Source organism: Aquincola tertiaricarbonis, assembly GCF_023573145.1.
Classification (GTDB): domain Bacteria; phylum Pseudomonadota; class Gammaproteobacteria; order Burkholderiales; family Burkholderiaceae_C; genus Aquincola; species Aquincola tertiaricarbonis_B.
This window is the reverse complement of the sequence record NZ_CP097635.1, coordinates 1,133,760-1,154,939: the sequence shown is the minus strand read 5'-3', so window position 1 is coordinate 1,154,939 and position 21,180 is coordinate 1,133,760. Positions and strand designations below refer to the sequence as shown.

Annotated in this window: 16 protein-coding genes; 8 read left to right on the top strand and 8 right to left on the bottom strand. The window is 68.5% G+C overall.

Translation table 11 applies throughout. The annotated features are described in order from the left end of the window. Window positions 1-4 precede the first annotated feature (4 nt). The 5 genes from MW290_RS05430 to MW290_RS05410 are packed head-to-tail and all read left to right on the top strand — an operon-like array spanning window position 5 to window position 9,941. The gene (locus MW290_RS05430; RefSeq protein WP_250196246.1) at window positions 5-2,437 is read left to right on the top strand and encodes a glycogen/starch/alpha-glucan phosphorylase; all 2,433 of its coding nucleotides are present in this window, start codon (window positions 5-7) and stop codon (window positions 2,435-2,437) included. A 14-nt stretch (window positions 2,438-2,451) separates the two neighbouring features. Continuing rightward, complete coding sequence (glgB, locus tag MW290_RS05425) at window positions 2,452-4,650, top strand: 1,4-alpha-glucan branching protein GlgB (protein WP_250196245.1); 2,199 nt, start codon at window positions 2,452-2,454, stop codon at window positions 4,648-4,650. After that, window positions 4,650-6,719, top strand: coding sequence for a glycogen debranching protein GlgX (gene glgX / locus MW290_RS05420; protein WP_250196244.1), 2,070 nt, complete (start codon window positions 4,650-4,652; stop codon window positions 6,717-6,719). The genes glgB and glgX overlap by 1 nt, the downstream gene beginning before the upstream one ends. Before the next feature lie 54 nt (window positions 6,720-6,773). Beyond that, window positions 6,774-8,285: a 4-alpha-glucanotransferase gene (gene malQ, locus MW290_RS05415; RefSeq protein WP_250196243.1), complete on the top strand. Its 1,512-nt coding sequence runs from the start codon at window positions 6,774-6,776 to the stop codon at window positions 8,283-8,285. Window positions 8,286-8,336: 51 nt separating this feature from the next. Beyond that, complete coding sequence (locus MW290_RS05410) at window positions 8,337-9,941, top strand: ABC transporter substrate-binding protein (RefSeq protein WP_250196242.1); 1,605 nt, start codon at window positions 8,337-8,339, stop codon at window positions 9,939-9,941. Window positions 9,942-9,970: 29 nt separating this feature from the next. Here the strand turns inward: MW290_RS05410 and MW290_RS05405 are convergent, their stop codons facing one another. The 8 genes from MW290_RS05405 to MW290_RS05370 form a co-directional block, all read right to left on the bottom strand. Continuing rightward, complete coding sequence (locus MW290_RS05405; protein ID WP_310740103.1) at window positions 9,971-10,348, bottom strand: response regulator; 378 nt, start codon at window positions 10,346-10,348, stop codon at window positions 9,971-9,973. Window positions 10,349-10,446: 98 nt separating this feature from the next. Then, window positions 10,447-10,950, bottom strand: a complete 504-nt coding sequence (locus MW290_RS05400; protein ID WP_250196241.1) for a GspH/FimT family pseudopilin — start codon at window positions 10,948-10,950, stop codon at window positions 10,447-10,449. Window positions 10,951-10,966: 16 nt separating this feature from the next. Then, the gene (locus tag MW290_RS05395; protein WP_250196240.1) at window positions 10,967-11,737 is read right to left on the bottom strand and encodes a flagellar brake protein; all 771 of its coding nucleotides are present in this window, start codon (window positions 11,735-11,737) and stop codon (window positions 10,967-10,969) included. A gap of 14 nt (window positions 11,738-11,751) precedes the next feature. Next, a complete protein-coding gene (locus MW290_RS05390) occupies window positions 11,752-12,051 on the bottom strand; it encodes a flagellar protein FliT (RefSeq protein WP_250196239.1) in 300 nt (99 codons plus the stop codon). 38 nt (window positions 12,052-12,089) lie between these two features. Continuing rightward, entirely contained in the window at window positions 12,090-12,599 is a 510-nt protein-coding gene (fliS, locus tag MW290_RS05385; protein ID WP_310740102.1) for a flagellar export chaperone FliS, read from the bottom strand. 49 nt (window positions 12,600-12,648) lie between these two features. Beyond that, entirely contained in the window at window positions 12,649-14,085 is a 1,437-nt protein-coding gene (gene fliD, locus MW290_RS05380; protein ID WP_250196238.1) for a flagellar filament capping protein FliD, read from the bottom strand. 114 nt (window positions 14,086-14,199) lie between these two features. Beyond that, window positions 14,200-15,399 (bottom strand): flagellin N-terminal helical domain-containing protein, encoded by a 1,200-nt coding sequence (locus tag MW290_RS05375; RefSeq protein ID WP_250196237.1) that lies wholly within the window; start codon window positions 15,397-15,399, stop codon window positions 14,200-14,202. Window positions 15,400-15,621: 222 nt separating this feature from the next. Further along, window positions 15,622-16,818: a flagellin N-terminal helical domain-containing protein gene (locus MW290_RS05370; RefSeq protein ID WP_250196236.1), complete on the bottom strand. Its 1,197-nt coding sequence runs from the start codon at window positions 16,816-16,818 to the stop codon at window positions 15,622-15,624. Window positions 16,819-17,204: 386 nt separating this feature from the next. Between MW290_RS05370 and MW290_RS05365 the strand changes: the two genes are divergently transcribed. From MW290_RS05365 to MW290_RS05355, 3 genes are read left to right on the top strand one after another with little or no spacing between them, the layout of a single operon-like run. Continuing rightward, window positions 17,205-19,139: an O-linked N-acetylglucosamine transferase, SPINDLY family protein gene (locus MW290_RS05365; protein WP_250196235.1), complete on the top strand. Its 1,935-nt coding sequence runs from the start codon at window positions 17,205-17,207 to the stop codon at window positions 19,137-19,139. Window positions 19,140-19,177: 38 nt separating this feature from the next. Beyond that, complete coding sequence (locus MW290_RS05360; RefSeq protein WP_250196234.1) at window positions 19,178-19,870, top strand: TetR/AcrR family transcriptional regulator; 693 nt, start codon at window positions 19,178-19,180, stop codon at window positions 19,868-19,870. A 35-nt stretch (window positions 19,871-19,905) separates the two neighbouring features. Then, window positions 19,906-21,168, top strand: coding sequence for a putative Na+/H+ antiporter (locus MW290_RS05355; protein WP_250196233.1), 1,263 nt, complete (start codon window positions 19,906-19,908; stop codon window positions 21,166-21,168). The last annotated feature ends 12 nt before the right edge of the window (window positions 21,169-21,180 follow it).

The window sequence follows — 21,180 nt, the reverse complement described above, 5'->3', positions numbered from 1 at the left end:
TCTGATGAAACCCAATACCACCGAAACCGACCTGGCAACTGCCACCGAACGCCACCTGCTGAACACCGTGGGCGTGGCACCCGATCAGGCCGGCGCACCCGAGGTGCTGCAGGCGGTGTCCCAGGCCGTGCGTGAGCAGCTGTCGCAGCGCTGGGTCCGTACCCAGGCCAACGACCGTGCCACCAAGGCGCGGCGCGTGTATTACCTCTCGATGGAGTTCCTGATCGGCCGCACCTTCGGCAACGCCCTGGCCTCGCTGGGGCTGCAGGGCGATGCCGCCGCTGCGGCCGAAAAACACGCCAAGACGCTGGAAGACCTGGCCGCTGGCGAGCCCGATGCGGCGCTGGGCAACGGCGGCCTGGGCCGGCTGGCGGCCTGCTTCCTGGACTCGATGGCCACGCTGGGCCTGCCGTCCTTCGGCTACGGCATCCGCTACGAGTACGGCATGTTCGCCCAGTCCATCCAGGGCGGCCGCCAGGTCGAGCACCCTGATTCGTGGCTGGAAAACGGCACGCCCTGGGAGTTTCCGCGCGCCGGCATCGGCTACCCGGTGTGCTTCGGCGGCTGGGTCGAGCAGCCGGCCCTGCCGGGCGGCAAGGCCCAGTGGCGCCCGGCGGCCGAGGTCAACGCCAAGGCCTACGACATGGTGATCCCCGGCCACGGCACCGACAAGGTGAGCACGCTGCGCCTGTGGAAGGCCGTGGCACCGGCCCACATCGACCTGCATGCCTTCAACTCGGGCGACTACGCCCGCGCGGCCGAGGTCAAGAACCAGTTCGAGAACATCTCGTGGGTGCTGTACCCCAACGACAGCACGCCGGCCGGCCGTGAGCTGCGGTTGCGGCAGGAGTACTTCTTCACCTCGGCGTCCATCCAGGACATCCTGGCGCGCCACCTGGAAGAGCACCCCACGCTGGACAACCTGCACGAGAAGGTGGCCATCCACCTGAACGACACCCACCCCGCCATCGGCGTGGCCGAGTTGATGCGCCTGCTGGTGGACCAGCACGGCATGGCCTGGGAAGCGGCCTGGAAGATCACCCAGCAGACCTTCTCGTACACCAACCACACGCTGATGCCCGAGGCGCTGGAAACCTGGGCCGTCGACCTGATGCACCACGTGCTGCCGCGGCACCTGGACATCATCTTCCGCATCAACCACGAGTTCCTGGCCTTTGCCGCCAGCAAGAAGCCCGACGACGTCGAGTTCCTGCGCCGGTTGTCGCTGGTGAGCGAAGGCGGCGAGAAGCGCGTGCGCATGGCCAACCTGTCCATTGTGGGCAGCCACATGATCAACGGCGTGTCGCAGCTGCATTCCGACCTGCTGGTGCAAACCATCTTCTCGGACTTCGCCTACCTGTGGCCCGAGCGCTTCACCAACATGACCAACGGCGTCACCCCGCGCCGCTGGCTGGCGCAGGCCAACCCCAAGCTCAGCAGCCTGCTCGACCAGACGCTGGGTCAGGGCTGGCGCCTCAACCTGGATGAGCTGGCCAAGCTCAAGACCGCCGGCGACAACAGCAGCTTCCGCATCGCCTTTGCCGAAGCCAAGCAGCACAACAAGTCTCGCCTGGCCGCGCTGATCCACAAGACCATCGGTCTGCAGGTGGACCCCACCAGCCTGTTCGACGTGCAGGTCAAGCGCATCCACGAGTACAAGCGCCAGCTGCTGAACCTGCTGCACGTGATCACCCGCTACCAGGAGATCCTGGACAACCCGAACGGCGACTGGCAGCCGCGCACGGTGATCTTCGCGGGCAAGGCCGCTTCGTCGTACCACATGGCCAAGCAGATCATCCGGCTGATCCACGACGTGGCCGCCGTGATCAACAACGACCGCCGCGTCGGCGACCGGCTGAAGCTGGCCTTCATCCCGAACTACGGCGTCTCGGTGGCCGAGGTCATCATGCCCGGCGCCGAGCTGTCGGAGCAGATCTCCACCGCCGGCACCGAAGCCTCGGGCACCGGCAACATGAAGCTGGCCCTGAACGGTGCGCTGACCATCGGCACGCTGGACGGCGCCAACATCGAGATCGGCCAGGCCGTGGGCGACGACAACATCTTCATCTTCGGCCTGCGCACGCCCGAGGTGGAAGCCCAGCGCCGCGCCGGCTACCAGCCGATGCGCATCTATGAAGAGAACGCGCGCCTGAAGTCGGTGCTGGACGCGATTGCCAGCGGCGCCTTCTCGCCCGACGAGCCCGACCGCTACCGTGGCGTGGTCGATGCGCTGCTGTGGGGCGGCGACCACTACTTCCTGCTGGCCGACTACGACTCGTACGTCAGCACGCAGCTGCAGGTGGACCGCCGCTTCCGCGACCGCGACGCCTGGGCGCGCAGCGCCATCGCCAACGTGGCCGGCATGGGCCCGTTCTCCGCCGACCGCACCATCGGGCAGTACGCCGAGCAGATCTGGCACGTTCAACCGCGCCGCTGAGCCATCGCCCCACCATGTTCACCGATAACGACATCGAGCGGCTGCGCAGTGGCCGCCACGGAGACCCTTTCGCCGTCCTCGGCCGCCATGAAGACACCAGCGGCCCGCAGCCGCGGGTGTGGCTGCGGGTGTGGCTGCCTGGCGCCCAGGCCGTCGGCGTGATCGACATGGCCAGCGGCCAGCCGGCCGGCGTGCTGGCGCCGCTGGCGGCCGAAGGCTTTTTCCAGGGCCAGTTCGCCAGCCTGTCGGCCGACTACCGGCTGCAGGTGCAGTGGCATGGCGGTGCGCAGTCGGTCGTCGACGACCCGTATCGCTTCCCGCTGCTGCTGGGCCAGACGGATGTCTGGCTGCTGGCCGAAGGCACCCACCTGCGCCCGTTCGAGGTGCTGGGCGCGGTGCCGCGCACCGTGCTGGGCGTGGCAGGCACCGCCTTCGCGGTGTGGGCGCCGAATGCGATGCGCGTGAGCGTGGTGGGCGACTTCAACCACTGGAACGGCGCCGCACACCCGATGCGGCTGCGCGCCGAATGCGGCGTGTGGGAGCTGTTCCTGCCCGGCGTGGGGCCTGGCGCACGCTACAAGTTCGAGCTGCTGAGCCGCGACGGCCACCTGCTGCCGCAAAAGGCCGACCCCTACGCGCGTTCGGCCGAGCTGCGGCCGGCCACCGCCAGCGTGGTGGCGCCGATGCCGCCGCTGCAGGCGCCCGCGGCCCCGCGCAAGCTGGCCAATGCGCTGGATGCGCCGGTCAGCATCTACGAGGTGCACCTGGGCTCGTGGAAGCGCCGGCCCGAAGAAGGCAACCGCTGGCTCACCTGGGACGAGCTGGCCGAGCAGCTGCTGCCGTATGCGCAGGACATGGGCTTCACCCACCTGGAGCTGCTGCCCATCAGCGAGCATCCGTTCGACGGCTCCTGGGGCTACCAGCCGGTGGGCCTGTATGCGCCCACGGCGCGCTTCGATGCGCCGGGCGAAGGCCCGGGCGGCTTTGACCGCTTCGTGGCGCGTGCCCATGCCATGGGCCTGGGCATCATCGTCGACTGGGTGCCGGCGCACTTTCCCAGCGACGCGCACGGCCTGGCGCAGTTCGACGGCACGCATCTGTACGAGCATGCCGACCCACGCGAGGGCTACCACCAGGACTGGAACACGCTGATCTACAACTTCGGCCGCGCCGAGGTGCGCAACTTCCTGGTGGGCAATGCCTTGTACTGGCTGGAGCGCCACAACGTCGACGGCCTGCGCGTGGATGCGGTGGCCTCGATGCTGTACCGCGACTACAGCCGCAAGCACGGCGAATGGGTGCCCAACGAGTTCGGCGGCCGCGAGAACCTGGAAGCCATCAGCTTCCTCAAGCGGCTGAACGAGGTGGTGGGCGTGGAACGCCCGCAGGGCATCACCATCGCCGAAGAATCCACGGCCTTCCCGGCGGTGTCGCGGCCGGTGTACGCCGGCGGCCTGGGCTTTCACTACAAGTGGAACATGGGCTGGATGCACGACACGCTGCACTACTTCGGCCGTGATCCGCTGTACCGCAAGTACCACCATGGCGAGGTGACCTTCAGCCTGGTGTACGCCTTCAACGAGAACTTCGTGCTGCCGCTCTCGCACGACGAGGTGGTGCACGGCAAGGGCTCCATCCTGGCGCGCATGCCCGGCGACCGTTGGCAGCAGTTCGCCAACCTGCGCTCGTACTACGGCTTCATGTTCGGCCACCCGGGCAAGAAGCTGCTGTTCATGGGCTGCGAGTTCGGCCAGCAGCGCGAGTGGAACCATGAAGCCAGCCTCGACTGGCACCTGCTGGACGACCCGCTGCACCGCGGCGTGCAAAGCCTGGTGCGCGACCTCAACCGCCTGTATGCCACCACGCCCGCGCTGCACCAGCGCGACTTCACCGGCGACGGCTTCGAGTGGCTGGACCACCACGACGCCGAGCATTCGGTGCTGAGCTTCGTGCGCCGCGACGCCAATGGCGACTTCATCGTCGTGGTGTGCAACTTCACCCCCACGGTGCACCACGGCTGGCGCCTGGGCGTGCCGGCGCCGGGCGAATACCGCGAGGTGCTCAACACCGATGCCGCGGCCTATGGTGGCAGCAACGTCGGCACGCCGTTGGGCGCCGCCACCGCGGAGCCGGTGCCCTGGCATGGCCGGGAGCATTCGGTGCAGCTCACGCTGCCGCCGCTGGCCACCGTCTTCCTGAAGCTGTCTGCTTGATGACCGACACCTCCTTCGCTGCCCTGCAACCCGGCCGCCCCTGGCCGATGGGCGCCACCGCCGATGCAGACGGCGTCAACTTCGCGGTGGCTTCGGCCCATGCCGAGGCGATGACGCTCTGCCTGTTCGACGAGACTGGCCGCACCGAACTGGCCCGGCTGCCGCTGCCCGCCCGCAGCGGCGACGTGTGGCACGGCTGGCTGCCGGGCGCGGCGCCGGGGCTGGTGTACGGCTTTCGCGCGCACGGGCCGTGGCAGCCGGCGGCGGGCCATCGCTTCAACGAACGCAAGCTGCTGCTCGACCCCTGGGCCCGCGAGATCGTCGGCCGCCATGAATGGCGGCCCGAGCACACCGGCGCCGACCCGCGCGACAACGCCGAGCATGCACTCAAGGCCCGCGTGGTGCCGGCCGCCGAAGGCTTCGAGTGGGCCGGCGACCAGCCGCTGCGCACGCCGCTGGCCGACACCGTGCTGTACGAACTGCACGTCAAGGGCTTCACCCGCCAGCACCCCGGCGTGCCGGAGGCGCTGCGCGGCACTTACGCCGGTCTGGCCAGCGACGCGGCCATCGCCCACTTCAAGCGGTTGGGCATCACCGCCGTCAGCCTGCTGCCGGTGCACCAGCACATCGACGAAGAGCGGCTGGTGGCGATGGGCCTGTCCAACTACTGGGGCTACAACACCATCGGCTTTTTTGCGCCCGAGCCCAGCTATGCGGCCGGCGCGGACGCGCGGCGCGAGTTCCGGCAGATGGTGCAGCGCCTGCATGCCGCAGGCATCGAGGTCATCCTGGACGTGGTGTTCAACCACAGCGCCGAGACCGACGAGCACGGCCCCACGCTGAGCTTCCGCGGCCTGGACAACGCCGGCTGGTACCGCCTGCGGCACGAAAGCCGGGCGCTCTACGAGAACGACACCGGCTGCGGCAACACACTGGACATCCGCCAGCCGCGCGTGCTGCAGCTGGTGCTGGACAGCCTGCGCTACTGGGTGGGCGAGATGCACGTCGACGGCTTCCGCTTCGACCTGGCGCCGGTGCTGGGCCGAGGCCATCAGGGCTTCGACCGCGATGGCGCCTTCTTCATGGCGCTGCGGCAGGACCCGTTGCTGCAGGGCGTGAAGCTGATTGCTGAACCCTGGGACATCGGGCCCGGCGGCTACCAGCTGGGCCAGTTTCCGGCCGGCTGGCTGGAGTGGAACGACAAGTTCCGCGACACCATGCGCGCCTTCTGGCTGGGCCATCCGGCGCACCGCGGCGATTTCGCGCGGCGCCTGGCCGGCTCGGCCGAGCTGTTCCACCAGCGGGGCAGGGCGCCGGGCGAGGGCGTGAACTACGTGGTCTCGCACGACGGCTTCACGCTGCGCGATCTGCTCACCTACGAGCAGCGGCGCAACCAGGCCAACGGCGAAGACAACCGCGACGGCCACGGCCACAACCTGGGCTGGAACTGCGGCCACGAAGGCGAGACCAACGACGCGGCCGTGCAAACCACCCGCGCCCGCCTGGCGCGCGCGCTGCTGGCCACCGTGCTGCTGAGCCAGGGCACGCCGATGATCGCGGCGGGCGACGAGCTGGGCCACACGCAGGACGGCAACAACAACCCCTACTGCCAGGACAACGCCACCACCTGGATCGACTGGGCGTCGGCCGACGAGCCGCTGATCGACTTCACCGCGCGGCTCATCCGCCTGCGGCGCGAGTTGCTGCCGCTGGGCGAACGCTGGTACAGCGGCTTCCCGGACGCCGAGGGCCTGCCCGACCTGGCCTGGTTCGGGCCCGATGGCCGGCCGCTGGGCGCCGCGCAGTGGCACGACGCCGAGGCCCGCACGCTGGGCGCCTTCATCGGCAGCCCGGGCCGGGCCGCTGGCCCGCTGCTGCTGCTGGTCAACGCGCAGGCCGAGGACACCGGCTTTCTGCTGCCCGAGCCGGGCACCACGCAGGCCGCCTGGCAGCTGCTGCTGGACACCGCCGCGCAGCCGGGCACGCAGCCTGCCCCGGCGACCACCGTGCCGGCCGGTGCGTGGGTCACGGTGCCTGGCCGCAGCCTGGTGCTGCTGGCCAGCGCCTGAGCGGCCTCGCCGGTCCCTGCGCCGCCCCTTCAACCTGCTGTCCACCGCTCCAAGATGCGCCTTCCCCGACTCTCCGGTGTTCTTCTCCACCCCACCTCGCTGCCCGGCCCGCACGGCAGCGGCGACCTGGGGCCCGCGGCCCGGCACTTCGTCGACTGGCTGCACGATGCCGGCCAGTCGATCTGGCAGATCCTGCCGCTGGGGGGCATCGGCCCGGGCAACTCGCCCTACATGAGCAGCAGCGCCTTCGCCGGCAACCTGCTGCTGATCGACCTGGACGAGCTGCGCCAGCTTGGCTGGCTGACGGAAGCCGACCTGACGCCGGACACGCCGTTCGATCCGCGCCGCATCGACTTCGAGGCGCTGGTGCCGTACCGCATGTCGCGCCTGGCCCGCGCAGCACGCCACTTCGCTGCCGCTCCCGGCGTGCATGCCGCGGCGCTGGCGAAGTTCCGAACCGAGCAGGCCAGCTGGCTGCCCGACTACGCGCTCTTCATGGCGCTGTGGGAACACCACGGCTTCATCGACTGGACCGAATGGCCGGCACCGCTGGCGCGCCGGGAGGCCGAGGCACTGGCACAGGCGCGTGAACGCCACGCCGAGCGCATCGCCTTCTACGAGTTCTGCCAGTGGAGCTTCTTCCGCCAGTGGAAGGCGCTGCGTGTTTATGCCAACGAGCGCGGCGTGCAGATCATGGGCGACGCGCCCATCTTCATCGCCCACCAGAGCGCCGAGGTGTGGGCGCGGCAGGAGCTGTTCGAGCTGGATGCGCAGGGTCGGCCCACCGTGGTGGCCGGTGTGCCGCCCGACTTCTTCAGCGAGACCGGCCAGCGCTGGGGCAACCCGCTGTACCGCTGGAGTGCCCATGCAGCCGAGGGCTACGCCTGGTGGACCGAGCGCATCCGCCGCATCTTCGAGATGACCGACCTGGTGCGCATCGACCACTTCCGCGGCTTTGCCGGCTACTGGGAGATTCCGGCCGATGAGCCCACCGCCATCAAGGGCCAGTGGAAGCCGGGCCCGGGGGGCGCGCTGTTCGAGGCCGTTGCCGCCGCGCTGGGCCCGCTGCCCATCGTGGCCGAGGACCTGGGCGTGATCACACCCGATGTGGTGGCCCTGCGCCAGCGCTTCAAGTTTCCGGGCATGCTGATCCTGCAGTTCGCCTTCGGCGGGCCCAGCGACAACACCTACCTGCCGCACAACCACACGGCCGACAGCGTGGTGTACACCGGCACCCACGACAACAACACCACGCTGGGCTGGTGGCAGGCCGCCAGCGACGGTGAGCGCCACCACGCACGCAGCTATCTGGCCACCGACGACGCCCACATCCTGCCCGCGATGCTGCGCGCCGCGGCCGCCTCGGTGGCCGACACTGCCATCTTCCCGATGCAGGACGTGCTGGGGCTGGGGGCCGAGGCGCGCATGAACGTGCCGGGGGTCGGCGACGGCTCCTGGACCTGGCGCTTCGACTGGAACCAGGTGCGGCCCGAGCATGCACGCGCCCTGCATGAACTCAGCCGTCAGTTCGGCCGCCTGCGCAGCTCGCCGCAACCGAAGCGTTGAGGCCCGCTCGGCCCTAGACTGCAGGCGCCTTCCACCTCAAGGAGCTTGACGATGTCGCTGAGTCCCTTTCGCCGGCGCGGCCCGGCGCTGTTCGTGGCCGCGGCAGGCCTGACCTGGGCCTTGCTGTCGCCGGTGCACGCGCAGACGCTGCGCTGGGCAGCTGCCGGTGACCCGCTGACGCTGGACCCTTATGCGCAAAACGAGCTGCTGACCAACAGCATCAACGGCCAGGTGTATGAGTTCCTGGTGGCACGCGACAAGCAGCTGGAGATCGTTCCGCAGCTGGCCACCGAATGGAAGCAGGACGGCCCGATGAAGTGGGTCTTCAAGCTGCGGCCCAACGTCAAGTTCCATGACGGCCGGCCCTTCACCGCCGACGACGTGGTGTTCTCGGTGGAGCGGGCCAAGCAGCCCACCTCGCAGATCGCGGTGTATGCCAACGCGCTGGGCACGGTGCGCAAGATCGACGACCTGACGGTGGAGTTCACCACGCCGCAGTTCGAGCCCATCTTCCTGCAGAAGCTCAACACGGTCTACATGATGAGCAAGGGCTGGGCGGAGCAGAACAACGCCACCGTCACGCAGAACTTTGCCGCCAAGGAAGAGCATTACGCCGCCCGCAATGCCAACGGCACCGGGCCCTTCATGCTCGTCAGCCGTGCCCCGGGCGTGAAGACGGTCTACAAGCGCAACCCCAACTACTGGGGCCGCATCGAAGGCAACGTGCAGGACGTGGTGTTCACGCCCATCGGTAGCGGCGCCACCCGCACCGCGGCGCTGATCTCGGGCGAGCTGGACTTCATGCTCGACCCGCCCCCTACCGACGTGGAGCGACTGCGCCGCACGCCGGGCGTGAAGATCATCGACGGGCCCGAGAACCGCATCATCTTCATCGGCATGGACCAGGGCCGCGACGAGCTGCTGTACAGCAGCGTCAAGGGCAAGAACCCGCTGAAGGACCTGCGGGTGCGCAAGGCGCTGTACCACGCCATCGACATCGAGACGATCAAGACCAAGCTGATGAACGGCCAGGCCGTGCCCAGCGGCGCGCTGGTCACCTCACCGCTGGGCACGCTGGGCGACCCCGACGTGCAGCGCCGCCTGCCCTACGACGTGGAGCTGGCCAAGAAGCTGATGGCCGAGGCCGGTTACCCCGACGGCTTCGAGATCACCTTCGACACGCCCAACGACCGCTACATCAACGACGAGCGCATTGCGATCACGCTGGCTTCGCAGTGGGCGCGGATCGGCGTCAAGGTGCGGGTGAACGCGCAGACCAAGTCGCTGTTCTTCAACAAGGTGGAGAAGCTCGACACCTCGATGTACCTGTTTGGCTGGGGTGGTTCGATCACCGACCCGGAGACTACTTTCACGCCCATCTACCGCAACCGCGGCGCCAAGGGCGTGGGCGAATACAACCGGGGCAACTACAAGGACGACGAGCTGGACGCGCTGGCCGCGGCCTCCAGCAAGGAGCAGGACCCGGCCAAGCGCCGTCAGCTGATCCGCCAGACCTTCCTGCGCCACAACGAGCAGGTGCGGCACATCCCGCTGCACTGGCAGATGATTCCGTGGGCGGCCCGCCCCGGCGTGGAGGTGGTGCACCGCGCCGACAACTGGCTGGAGTGGCGCTGGGTGACCGTGGGCAAGCCCTGAGAGACTGCGCCAGACGCGGCGCAGGCGGTTCAGCCTTTTTTGGCCGCCACCGCCGCGCCGATCTCGGCCAGCAGCGAGTCCATCTCTTCCACCTCGAAGGGCTTGGGCAGCGAACGGACGGTGTCGCCCAGGGTCTCCAGCCCGCGGGTGAGGGCGTAGCCGGAAGACAGCACCACCCAGGTGCCGGGCCGCTGCGTGAGCACCGCGCGGGCCAGGTCCACGCCGGACATGGTGGGCAGGCTCACGTCGGTGATGACGACGTCGCAGGGTTGCTGCTCGAAGGCGGCCAGGGCGGCTTCGGCGGTGGCGAACGAGGTGACGATGCGGTCGTCGGCTTCGAGCAGCAGCCCGATCGTTTCGCGCAACTCCTCGTTGTCTTCGACGTAGTAGATCTGCAGCGCAGTCATGGGGGTAGGGCCCGGTGGCGGGCAGGGACGGCTTGACAACCCCGGGTTGTAGCACGCCGCCGGGTCACCGGGGCGTCCTAGGCCTGCTGCGCAGGCGTCTAGCAGCGGGGCAGGCCGGGCAGGTCGGCGCCCCGTCCGCAGGCGCGGGCGCGGCCGGAAGGGGTCAGCTGCACCTCGGCGCTGCGCTCGCCCACGCTCAGCCGGGCCACCACGCCGGGCGCGGCACGGCCCATCCGGGCATCGAAGACGGCATGTGTCCGTTCGGTGGTCAGCTGCACGTCGGGGTGCGCCTGGGCATCGCCACGGCGCAGGGCGCAGGCGGCCGGGGTGGCTGCCGCAGGCTGCTGGCAGTCGCAGTCCGGAGCCAGGCTGATGGCATAGCACCACTGCGGGCCGCCACGCAGGCTCACATGCATGTCGCGGCCGCCCTGCACCGCGTCGAAGCGCGCCTGCTGCAGCTCGGCCGCCAGTTGTTCGGAGGCAGCGGCCAGCCGCTGGCGGGCGCTCAGGTCGGCGTAGGAGGGCATGCCCACGGCCGCGAGCAGGGCCACGATGCCGACCACCAGCAGCAGCTCAACGAGGGTGAAGCCGCGGGAGCGCATGGCGGTGGGCGCAGCCTCAGTCGAGCGCGAGCAGGCGCCGCCGTTTCTGCGTCTGATCGATGTAGCGCTGCAGCGCGCGCTGGGCCTCGCCGTTCAGGCCGCTGAGGGAGCAGCCCAGTCGCAGGCCGCCGCTTTGCGGGTTGAGCGAGGTGACGTGGTGCAGTTGCAGCGTGGCGTCGAAACGCGTGTGCGCATCGAGCTCGATGCGCGTGCCCTGCAGCCGCACGCCGGGGGGCAGCGGCGGCACGTCGTCCGGCAGGAAGATGGCGCAGCCGGTCAGGCTGACGTCCAGCACCCGCAGCGACAGCTGCATGTCGGGCAGGCTGGGATGGCGCAGGTAGGCGGCAGGCGTGTTGCGGGCCACCGGACGCACCCGGTAGCTGTTGCGGCGCTGGAAGCGGAACAGCTCGGTGGGCATCAGCGCTTGCAGTGCGCAGGCGCGGTGGCCGTGCACCAGCAGCAGTTGCTGCAGGTCGAACTGCAGCTTCACGTTGTCCAGGTAGCCCACCACCGTGGCCTCGCCGGCATCCACCAGGGCCTGCAGCTGCGGGTCGGTGGCGGTGGCGCTGAAGCTGATCTTGCCGGCGGCGGTGTCCACCGTCCACACGGTGGTGGTGTAGGCACTGCCGTCGGGTGCGCTCAGGTGCACGGTGGCACCTTCGTCCATCAGCTCGCGCAGCAGCGCGGCCACTTCCTCGGGCGATCCGACACGGAAGTTGTCGCGGTCGTCGCCGCTGAGGGCGTCGAGCGGCGCGGGCTGGGTATCGGACGAGAAGGCGGACGACATGGCGGGCTCAGCCTTCAATGCAAGGTCTGCGACTGGCCCGACATCAGGTGGTCGAGATCTTCGATCCAGGGTTCGGCCAGCACACGGATCTCGGCGTCGTTGACCAGGATGCGCTGCATGATGCGGGTCTTGAGCTGCATCGATTCAGGGGGCAGCTTCTCGCTGCGGGCCGCATGCTTGAGCTGGGAGATCAGCAGCACGCAGGCGCCTTCGAGCTTGAGCACCTGGTCCCAGTTGCCCGCCCGCGCCGCTTCGAGCATGTCGGCGCTGGCCCGCTCGATGGCTTCGTAGTAGGCGAGCAGCTTGTCGTTCATGGTGAGTGCGGCGTGCCGCCGATCGCAGGTATGGAGAGTCATCGGGCCGTCGAAGCCGCGGTGGTGGCCTGCGGTGCGATCGACGCCCAGGCGTCACGCAGAGGCTCGATCAGGCGGCGGCATTCTTGAAGCGCCTGGTCGTCGTTGCGCAGGTTCGCCTGCGTCAGCCGCAGCGTGACGTAGGCATACAAGTCGTTCAGGTCGGCCGCCAGATCGCCGCCGGCCTCGAGGTTCAGGCCCGCCTTCAGCCCCTCTTCGATGATGCGTGCGGCCCGGACGATCTCGCGGCCCTTGCGTTCGATGTCGCCGGCCTGCAGCGCGCCACGCGCCTGGGCCACGGCATCCATGAAACCGTCGAACAGCATGGCCACCAGTCGGTGCGGGTCGGCCGATTCCACGCTCGTGTTCACACCGACGGTGCGGTACATGTTGGCGAAGGAGTGGGCGTGACCGAAGGGCGAAGCGGCGTGCGGGGCGTACATGATGCTGGTGGACGTTGGCTGCTGCGATGAGCTGTTATCGGCGCCCGCGTCGGGTGACTTGAACATGTGGGCGGGGGGAATAAGCGCCTACTTTCAATCTTTGCCAGGCTGCCCGTCAGGCCTTGTTCCAGGCTTCGATCTGGTTGGTGATGTAGGTGTTCAACGCTGTCAGGCTGGACATCTTGGTGTCCAGCGCCGCGTACTGCGCGCGCAGCCGCTTCTCGACGTCGGCCACCCGGGCTTCGGCCTTGCTGGTCTCGGTGTCGTTGCGGCTCAGGCTCTGATTCAAGCTTTCAGTGCGGCTGGTCAGCGCGCCTTGCACGCTCAGCACCGAGTCGCTGAACTTGCGCAACTGGGTGCCGATGCCGCTGCGGCTGCTGTTCGTCAGGTCGGTGGCGGTGAACAGCTTGCGCACCTCGCCCATGTTGGACTTGAGCGCGGTGTCGAACTTGGTGTTGTCCACCGCCAGGGTGCCATCGGCCTGGAGCGTCACGCCCACCGACGACAAGGTTTGGTACACCGACGAGGCAGGCGTGCTGGCGCCCACCAGGTTGCGCAACTGGCGCTGCAGCGACACCGCGGTGCTGTCCCCCTGCAGCGCGCCGGCCGTCTGGGAGTCCGCGTCGTACTTGGTCTGGGTCGACAGCAGCGTGGCCAGGCTGTTGTAGGCCTCGGTGAAGGTGGTCAGCGCCTTCTTGATCTTGTCGGTGTCGGCACTGATGCTCACGCTCACCGCGCTGGTGGTCTTGGCGCCCAGCGTCAGCGTCACGCCCTCCACCACATTGCTCAGCGTGTTGCTGGCCGAGCTCACCGGCAGGCCGTTGATGGTGGCCTGCGCGTTGCTGCCCGACTGGCGCAGCGTGGTGGCCGATGTGGCGTTGGGTGGGTCGTAGGCGAGAGCGGACAAGCCGGTGTTGTCGGTGTTGGTGCCGTCGCCATCGGTGGCGGTGATGCGAAATCCATTGTCCGTGCCGGTGTCACGCGAGTTGATCACCAGCCGCGCACCGCTCGCGTCGTTGAGGATGGAGGCATTGACGCCCGAGCCCAGTGCATTGATCTTGTCGCGCAGCGTGGTCAGCGTGTCGGCGGCGGTCACCTCCACGCTCAGCGTTTTGTTGCTGCTGTTGGCGGTGAAGGTGGTGTTGTCGCTGTTCCAGTTGCCGATGTCGATCTTGAGCGTGCCGCTGCCCACCGACGAGGTGGCCGAGGTGTACGACTTGCTCGAGATGGACTGCGCGGTGGCCAGCGCCTGCACTTCCACCGCGTAGTTGCCAGCGCTGGCGCCGGTGCTGGTGGTGGCTGAGACGGCGCTGCTGTTGCTGCTGCTGCCGTTCATCGCATTCCAGGTGCCGATGCCTGCCAGCGTGACGGCCGCGGACTGGAAAGACGACATCGCCGAGGTGAGCGCGCCGAAGGCTGAGATCTTGGCATTGATGCCGGCCGCCTTGGTCTGCAGGGATTCGACCGGCCTGTTCTCGACCTTCATCAGGCTGGTGATGATGTCCTCGACGTTCAGACCGCTGCCGATGCCAAGTGAGGTGACCGATGCCATGGTGTGTTTCCCTGTTTAAAGCGTGCCCGCCATGGCACGCGGCCGGCGCTGTGGCCGGCCTTTCGTAATTCGGTCATCCCCGCCCGGACTTGAACGCGGGGATGTAAGGCTTCGTCAACCCTGCAGCAGCTGCAGCACCTGCTGCGGCAGCTGGTTGGCCTGGGCCACCATCGCGGTGCCGGCCTGCTGCAGGATCTGGGCGCGAGACAGGTTGGCGGTTTCGGCCGCGAAGTCGGCGTCCATGATCCGGCCGCGTGCGGCCGAGGTGTTTTCGCCCTGGGTCATGATGTTGGCCACCGCGCTTTCGAAGCGGCTTTGCACCGCACCCAGCGTGGCGCGGGCGCCGTTGATCTGCACCAGTGCGTCGTCGATCTGCTTCATCGCCAGCCAGGCATCTTCGGGCGTGGCGATGGTCAGCGCGTCGATGCCGGCCATGGACGTGCTGTTGCCGGCGGCAATGCTGGCGGTGGAGATGCCGGTGACGGCGGCGGAGAAGCCGGTCAGCGAGATGGCGACGCTGCTGCCGGCGGTGTCCAGCTTGTCCGAGCGCAGCTCGACGTCGAAGATGCCGGGCGAGCTCTGCTTCAGGAAGGCGGTGAGGCCGGTGTCCGAGGTCAGGCGGTTGATGGCTTCCACCACCTGGCCCAGGCGCTCTTCGCCGGTGCGGGCGGTGGCCAGGTTGGCCAGCGAGAAAGACACGCCGCTGACCGTCACCGCCAGCGATCCGTCGGTCACCGCCGCCAGCGAGGTGATGCCGCCTGCCGATACGCCCACCTGGCTGGTGGAGCCGTACACCACCTTGGACAGGCCGGTGGCCGAGGCATTGGTCAGCGCGGCGACCGTGATCACCTCACCCGAGTTGGCGCCCACCTGGAAGGTGGCCGCCGAGAAGCTGCCGTCCAGCAGCTTGGTGCCGTTGAAGCCGGTCTGCTTGGCCACGCGGTCGATTTCATCGCGCAGCTGCGACACCTCGGCCTGCAGCGCGTCGCGGTCTTGCGAGCTGTTGGTGGCGTTGGACGACTGCACCGCCAGCTCACGCATGCGTTGCAGCATGTCGCCGATCTTGCCCAGCGCGCCTTCGGCCGTCTGCGCCAGCGAGATGCCGTCGTTGGCATTGCGGGCTGCCACGCCGAGGCCGCGCACCTGGGTGTTCATGCGCTCGGCGATGGCCAGGCCGGCGGCATCGTCCTTGGCGCTGTTGACCCGCACGCCCGACGACAGCCGTTGCATCGACGTCTGCAGGCTGCTTTGCGAAGCGTTCAGATTCCGCTGGGCATTCAGCGAAGCGATGTTGGTGTTGATGGTCTGCGGCATCAGGCTCTCCAGTAAGGCGGCCCATGGATGGATGCCGGCTTGAGAGGGCCGCGATCACCGTGGGACGTGCCCATTGTTCAATCGCCGCAAGAGGGACGAAGCCGCGAAGAGCAACGCAAACGGACCCCAGTTTCCAACGGAAACGCCCCGCGGCGCGAGGCCTGCGGGGCGTTGGAAGGTGAGGGCGGCGGCCCCAGAGGCGGGCCGCCAGACTGCGGGCGATCAGCCCAGCAGCTGCAGCACCTGCTGGGGCAGCTGGTTGGCTTGGGCCACCATCGCGGTGCCGGCCTGCTGCAGGATCTGCGCCTTCGACAGGTTGGCGGTTTCCGCCGCGAAGTCGGCGTCCACGATGCGGCCGCGGGCCGCCGAGGTGTTCTCGGCCTGCGTCTGGATGTTGGAGACCGCGTTCTCGAACCGGCTTTGCACCGCACCCAGGCCGGCGCGGGCGCCGTTGATCTGGGTCAGGGCATCGTCGATCTGCTTCATCGCCAGCCAGGCATCCTTCGACGTGCTGATCGACAGCTTGTCGATGCCGGCGATGGAGGTGCCGCTGCCGGCGGTGATGCTGGCCGTGGACACGCCGGTGGTGGCGGCGGAGAAGCCGGTCAGGCTGATGGCCACCGCGGCGCCCGACGAGTCGAGCTTGTCCGAGCGGAAGTCCATCGTGTAGCTGTTGTCCGTTTCCTTCTTCAGGAAGGCGGTCAGGCCGGTGTCCGAGGTCAGGCGGTTGATGGCTTCCACCACCTGGCCCAGGCGTTCTTCCGCGGTGCGGGCGGTCGACAGGTTGCCCAGCGAGAAGGACACGCCGCTCACCTGCACGGCCAGCGAGCCGTTGGTGATCTCGGTCAGCGTGGTCAGCGCGCCGGTGGAGATGTTGGTCGAGCTGGCCGAGCCGTAGACCACGCTCGACAGGCCGCTGGCCGACGAATTGGTGATCGCGGCGATCGAGATGACCTGGCCCGAGTTGGCGCCGACCTGGAAGTTGCCGGCGGCGAAGGAGCCGTCCAGCAGCTTCTTGCCGTTGAAGCTGGTGTTCTTGGCGACGCGGTCGATTTCATCGCGCAGCTGCACGACTTCGGCCTGCAGGGCCGAGCGGTCTGTGTCGCTGTTGGTGGCGTTGGCCGACTGCACCGCCAGTTCACGCATGCGTTGCAGCATGTCGCCCACCTTGCCCAGCGCGCCTTCAGCGGTCTGCGCCAGCGAGATGCCGTCGTTGGCATTGCGGGCGGCCACGCTCAGGCCGCGGGTCTGGGCATTCATGCGCTCGGCGATGGCCAGACCGGCCGCATCGTCCTTGGCGCTGTTGACGCGAACGCCCGAGGAGAGGCGCTGCATCGAGGTGGTGAGGCTGCTCTGCGACGCGTTCAGGTTGCGTTGCGCCGTCAGGGAAGTGACGTTGGTGTTGATGGTCATGGCCATGGGGACACACTCCTAATGATGATGAGATCCCGGCGCTGGCGCCGGATTTGCCTCGTCTGGCGGAGGAGACCTCCATCAGCCGTGCCGGCTGCCTGCCGATATCCAGCAGTGGTCTGCTGGACACCTGCCGAAGGCCAGGCGGTGCCCGCCAATCCCTCCCGTGCCGCGCCTTCCTTGTGTTTGGCGACTGCCCGAGAGGTCTTTCGGGTCTCTCAGCACCTTGTCAAGCGCTGATGGAAGCCTTATCGGACCCCGTTTCCTCGGACTTAAGCCCCGGCGTGAAGAAGAGTTGTAAATAGCCTGCAAGCACGTCGCTGTTTGTGGTAACCCATTTGCGGGGGGTCGGTAGTCTTGACGGCTCATATAGAAGAGATGGATCCGACGCCATGCTTGCTCGCCACGCCCGCCGCCGCACCGCCCCTCCCGCCCGCCCGGTGCCGGCTTCCGCCGTGCCGGCCGGCGCCGATACGCTGGAGAACTGGCAGCGCGCCGAGTCCACGCTGGCCCGCATGACGCAGCATCCGCGCTTCGGTGTGGAGCAGTGGCTGGCGCTGGGCGCCGCCCGCCACCACCTGGGCGACATCCCCGGCATGGCCGAGGCGGCGCAGCGCGCCTATGCGCTGGAGCCCGACAACCTGAAGGTGGTGCACCAGCTCACCACCGCGTTCATGCGCCAGAACCGCTTTGCCGAGGCGCTGCCGCTGTTCGAGGCCCATGCCACGGGCGAGGCGCGGCAGCACTACCAGTTCGTCAGCAACCACGCCACCACGCTGGCCGAGCTGCGCCGCCACGAGGAGGCGGTGCCCATCTACCTGGAAGCGATGGTGCTGTGCGTGCGCGACCCGGCCATCCACATGAAGCTGGGCCTGTCGCTCAAGGAAATGAAGCTGTTCGAGGAGGCGGCCGAGAGCTTCCTGACTGCGGTGACGCTGGAGCCCGGGCGCTTCGCCGCCCAGGTGATGGTGCTGCACCTGCGGCAGTACGCCTGTGCCTGGCGGCAGTACCAGCAGGACAAGGACCAGCTGGTCAAGACCCTGTCCGAGATCGAGATCGATCCCTTCAGCACCAAGGGCGAAGGGGCGGTGTGGGCGCTGACCGCGCTGGACGTGCCGCCGCCGCTGTTCTTGAAGGCGGCGCGCCAGGTGGCGGTGCGCTGCGCCGTCGGTGCCAAGCCGTTGCCGCGCCGGCCCATGCCGGCGCCGGGCAGCCGCCGCATCCGCATCGGCTATGTGTCGTCCGACTTCTACAGCCACGCCACCACGCTGCTGATGGTGGAAGCGCTGGAAAAGCGCGACACCGAGCGCTTCGAGGTCACGCTCTATTCGCACAGCCGTGACGACAACTCCCAGGTGCAGCACCGCATCCGCAGCGCCTGTGAGCGCTTCGTGGACATGAACGCGATGTCGGCGGCCGAAATGGCCCAGCGCATCCATGACGACGAGATCGACATTCTGGTGGACCTGAAGGGCCAGACCTTCGAGAACCGGCTGGGCGTGTTCGCCTACCGGCCCGCGCCCATCCAGGTGGCCTGGCTGGGCTTTCCGGGCACCTGCGGCGCCGACTACATGGACTACATCATCGGCGACCCGCAGGTGACGCCGTTGGCGCATGCGGCCCACTACAGCGAGCACATCGCCCAGTTGCCCGGCTGCTACCAGCCCAACGACAGCCGGCGCCAGCGGCCCGAGCCGCACCGGCGCCTGCAATGGGGCCTGCCGGAAGACAAGATCATTCTGGGCAACTTCAACCAGAGCTTCAAGCTCACGCCCGAGACCTTCGACGCCTGGGCGCGCATCCTGCACGCGGTGCCCGAGAGCATGCTGTGGATGCTGGCCGACAACCACCAGGCGATGAAGAATATCGAGCGCGAGGCCGAGGCCCGCGGCCTGGGCAAGGACCGCATCCGATTTGCGCCGCGGGTGGGCAACGACGAGCACCTGGCCCGTTTGCCGCTGGTCGACTTCATGCTGGACAACTGGCCCTGCAACGCCCACACCACCGCCAGCGATGCGCTGTGGATGGGGGTGCCGGTGCTGACCCTGATGGGCGACAGCTTTGCCTCCCGCGTGGCCGGCAGCCTGCTGCACAGCGTGGGTCTGCCCGAGCTGGCCTGCACCACGCTGCAGCAGTATGAGCAGACCGCCATCGCGCTGATGCGCGACCGCGAGGCCTTGCAGGCTATCCGCCAGCACCTGATAGAAGGCCGGGACAGCTTCGACCTTTTCAGCGGCGAGCGTTTCGCCCGCGACCTGGAGGCGCTGTACGAGCGCATGGTCGAGCGCGACCGGCAGGGGCTGCCGCCGGCTGCCTTGGCCGCCTGAGCACTGCGTCCGCGGCGGGCTTCGGTTACGCTCGCTGAATGAACGAAACGGTACATTCCGCGCGCCGGGGCACCGCGGCGTCCCGGAAGAAGGCCGCCGCCACCGCCGGCGCGCCGCGCACCAACGACCCCGACCGCACGATGGCGGACATCATCGAGGTGGCCACCCACGAGTTCTCGGAGAAGGGGCTGGCGGGGGCCCGCATCGACGACATCGCCGAAGCCATGCGCACCAGCAAGCGCATGATCTATTACTACTTCGGCAGCAAGGAAGGCCTGTACCTGGCCGTGCTGGAGGCGGCCTACAGCCGCATCCGCCGCATCGAGGCGGGGCTGCATCTGCAGGATCTGGCGCCCGAGGCCGCGCTGCGCAAGCTGGTGGCCTTCACCTTCGACTACCAGGCCGAGAACCCCGACTTCATCCGCCTGGTGATGAACGAGAACATCCACCGCGGCGAGTTCCTGGCGCAGAGCAAGACCATCCAGCAGCTCAACGTGCCCGCCATCGACGCGGTGGGCGAGATCTACGACCGCGGCGTGCGCGAGGGCGTGTTCCGCCCCGGCATCGACCCCGTGTCGCTGCACATGGCCATCGCCGCGCCGTGCTTCTTCAACGTGGCCAACCGCCACACCTTTGGCCTCATCTTCAAGATCGACTTCGACGACGCGGCCGCCACCGCGGCACGGCGCGAGGCCATCGTCGAGATGATCGTGCGCTTCGTGAAGGCCTGACGTGAAGGCCTGAGGCGGCGAAGCAAAATGCCCGCATGACGTCTCCCACCACCGTTCAGCTCGTCGGCGCCGGGCTCTTTCTCATCGCGCTCGTCCATACCTTCTCCACCACCCTGTTCCAGCGCCTCGCGCACCGCTACCCACGGCATGAGGGCAGCCTGCACCTGCTGGGCGAGGTGGAGGTGGTGTTCGGCTTCTGGGCGCTGGTGCTGGTGCTGTTCATGTTCGCCACGCAGGGCAAGGCCTTCGCCACCGAGTATGTGGACAGCCGCAATTTCACCGAGCCGCTGTTCGTCTTCGCCATCATGGTGGTGGCCGGCAGCCGGCCCATCCTGCAGCTGTCGATGGCGGGCGTGCGCGGCCTCGCGCGGCTGCTGCCGCTGCCGCGGCGGCTGGCCATCTACTTTCTGGCGCTGTCGGTGCTGCCGCTGCTGGGCTCCTTCATCACCGAGCCGGCGGCGATGACGCTGGCCGCGATGATGCTGCGCGACCGCATCTTCACCGCGCCGGTGTCGCAGCGGGTCAAGTACGCCACCATCGGCGTTCTGTTCGTCAACGTGTCCATCGGTGGCACGCTCACCTCGTTCGCGGCGCCGCCGGTGCTGATGGTGGCCGCCAAGTGGAACTGGGACATGGTCTACATGCTCACTCACTTCGGCTGGCGCTCGGCCATCGCCGTCACCGTCAATGCCGCCGTGGTCACCCTGCTGTTCGGCCGCCAGATCTTGGCCCAGGGCAGCGACGGCGGCACCGATGCCCGGCAGCCGGTGCCGGCCTCGGCCATGGTGGTGTGCGCGCTGTTCCTGGCGGGCGTGGTGGCGTTCTCGCACCATCCGGCGGTGTTCCTCGGGCTGCTGCTGTTCTTCATCGGCTACAGCGCCGCCTATCCGCGCCACCACGATCCGCTGATCCTGCGCGAAGCGCTGCTGGTGGCCTTCTTCCTGGCTGGCCTGGTGGTGCTGGGCGGCCAGCAGCAGTGGTGGCTGCAGCCGGTGCTCACCTCCATGAGCCCGAGCGCGGTGTACTACGGCGCCACGCTGCTCACCGCGGTGACGGACAACGCGGCGCTCACCTACCTGGGCTCGCTGGTGGAGGGTTTGAGCGAGGAGTTCAAGCTCTCGCTGGTGGCCGGCGCGGTGACCGGCGGCGGCCTGACGGTGATCGCCAACGCGCCCAACCCGGCCGGCTTCGCCATCCTGCGCGGCGGCTTCACCGATGGTGCGATCAATGCCGGCTGGCTGCTGCTGGCTGCGCTGGGCCCCACGCTGGTGGCGATCGCGGCCTTCCGGCTGCTGTAGCCGCGCGGCCCA

What these genes read in the sequence shown, in the direction of transcription:
- MW290_RS05430 (WP_250196246.1), top strand. Translation starts at nt 5, where the DNA reads ATGAAACCCAATACCACCGAAACCGACCTGGCAACTGCCACCGAACGC.
- glgB (WP_250196245.1), top strand. Translation starts at nt 2,452, where the DNA reads ATGTTCACCGATAACGACATCGAGCGGCTGCGCAGTGGCCGCCACGGA.
- glgX (WP_250196244.1), top strand. Translation starts at nt 4,650, where the DNA reads ATGACCGACACCTCCTTCGCTGCCCTGCAACCCGGCCGCCCCTGGCCG.
- malQ (WP_250196243.1), top strand. Translation starts at nt 6,774, where the DNA reads ATGCGCCTTCCCCGACTCTCCGGTGTTCTTCTCCACCCCACCTCGCTG.
- MW290_RS05410 (WP_250196242.1), top strand. Translation starts at nt 8,337, where the DNA reads ATGTCGCTGAGTCCCTTTCGCCGGCGCGGCCCGGCGCTGTTCGTGGCC.
- MW290_RS05405 (WP_310740103.1), bottom strand. Translation starts at nt 10,348, where the DNA reads ATGACTGCGCTGCAGATCTACTACGTCGAAGACAACGAGGAGTTGCGC.
- MW290_RS05400 (WP_250196241.1), bottom strand. Translation starts at nt 10,950, where the DNA reads ATGCGCTCCCGCGGCTTCACCCTCGTTGAGCTGCTGCTGGTGGTCGGC.
- MW290_RS05395 (WP_250196240.1), bottom strand. Translation starts at nt 11,737, where the DNA reads ATGTCGTCCGCCTTCTCGTCCGATACCCAGCCCGCGCCGCTCGACGCC.
- MW290_RS05390 (WP_250196239.1), bottom strand. Translation starts at nt 12,051, where the DNA reads ATGAACGACAAGCTGCTCGCCTACTACGAAGCCATCGAGCGGGCCAGC.
- fliS (WP_310740102.1), bottom strand. Translation starts at nt 12,599, where the DNA reads ATGTTCAAGTCACCCGACGCGGGCGCCGATAACAGCTCATCGCAGCAG.
- fliD (WP_250196238.1), bottom strand. Translation starts at nt 14,085, where the DNA reads ATGGCATCGGTCACCTCACTTGGCATCGGCAGCGGTCTGAACGTCGAG.
- MW290_RS05375 (WP_250196237.1), bottom strand. Translation starts at nt 15,399, where the DNA reads ATGCCGCAGACCATCAACACCAACATCGCTTCGCTGAATGCCCAGCGG.
- MW290_RS05370 (WP_250196236.1), bottom strand. Translation starts at nt 16,818, where the DNA reads ATGGCCATGACCATCAACACCAACGTCACTTCCCTGACGGCGCAACGC.
- MW290_RS05365 (WP_250196235.1), top strand. Translation starts at nt 17,205, where the DNA reads ATGCTTGCTCGCCACGCCCGCCGCCGCACCGCCCCTCCCGCCCGCCCG.
- MW290_RS05360 (WP_250196234.1), top strand. Translation starts at nt 19,178, where the DNA reads ATGAACGAAACGGTACATTCCGCGCGCCGGGGCACCGCGGCGTCCCGG.
- MW290_RS05355 (WP_250196233.1), top strand. Translation starts at nt 19,906, where the DNA reads ATGACGTCTCCCACCACCGTTCAGCTCGTCGGCGCCGGGCTCTTTCTC.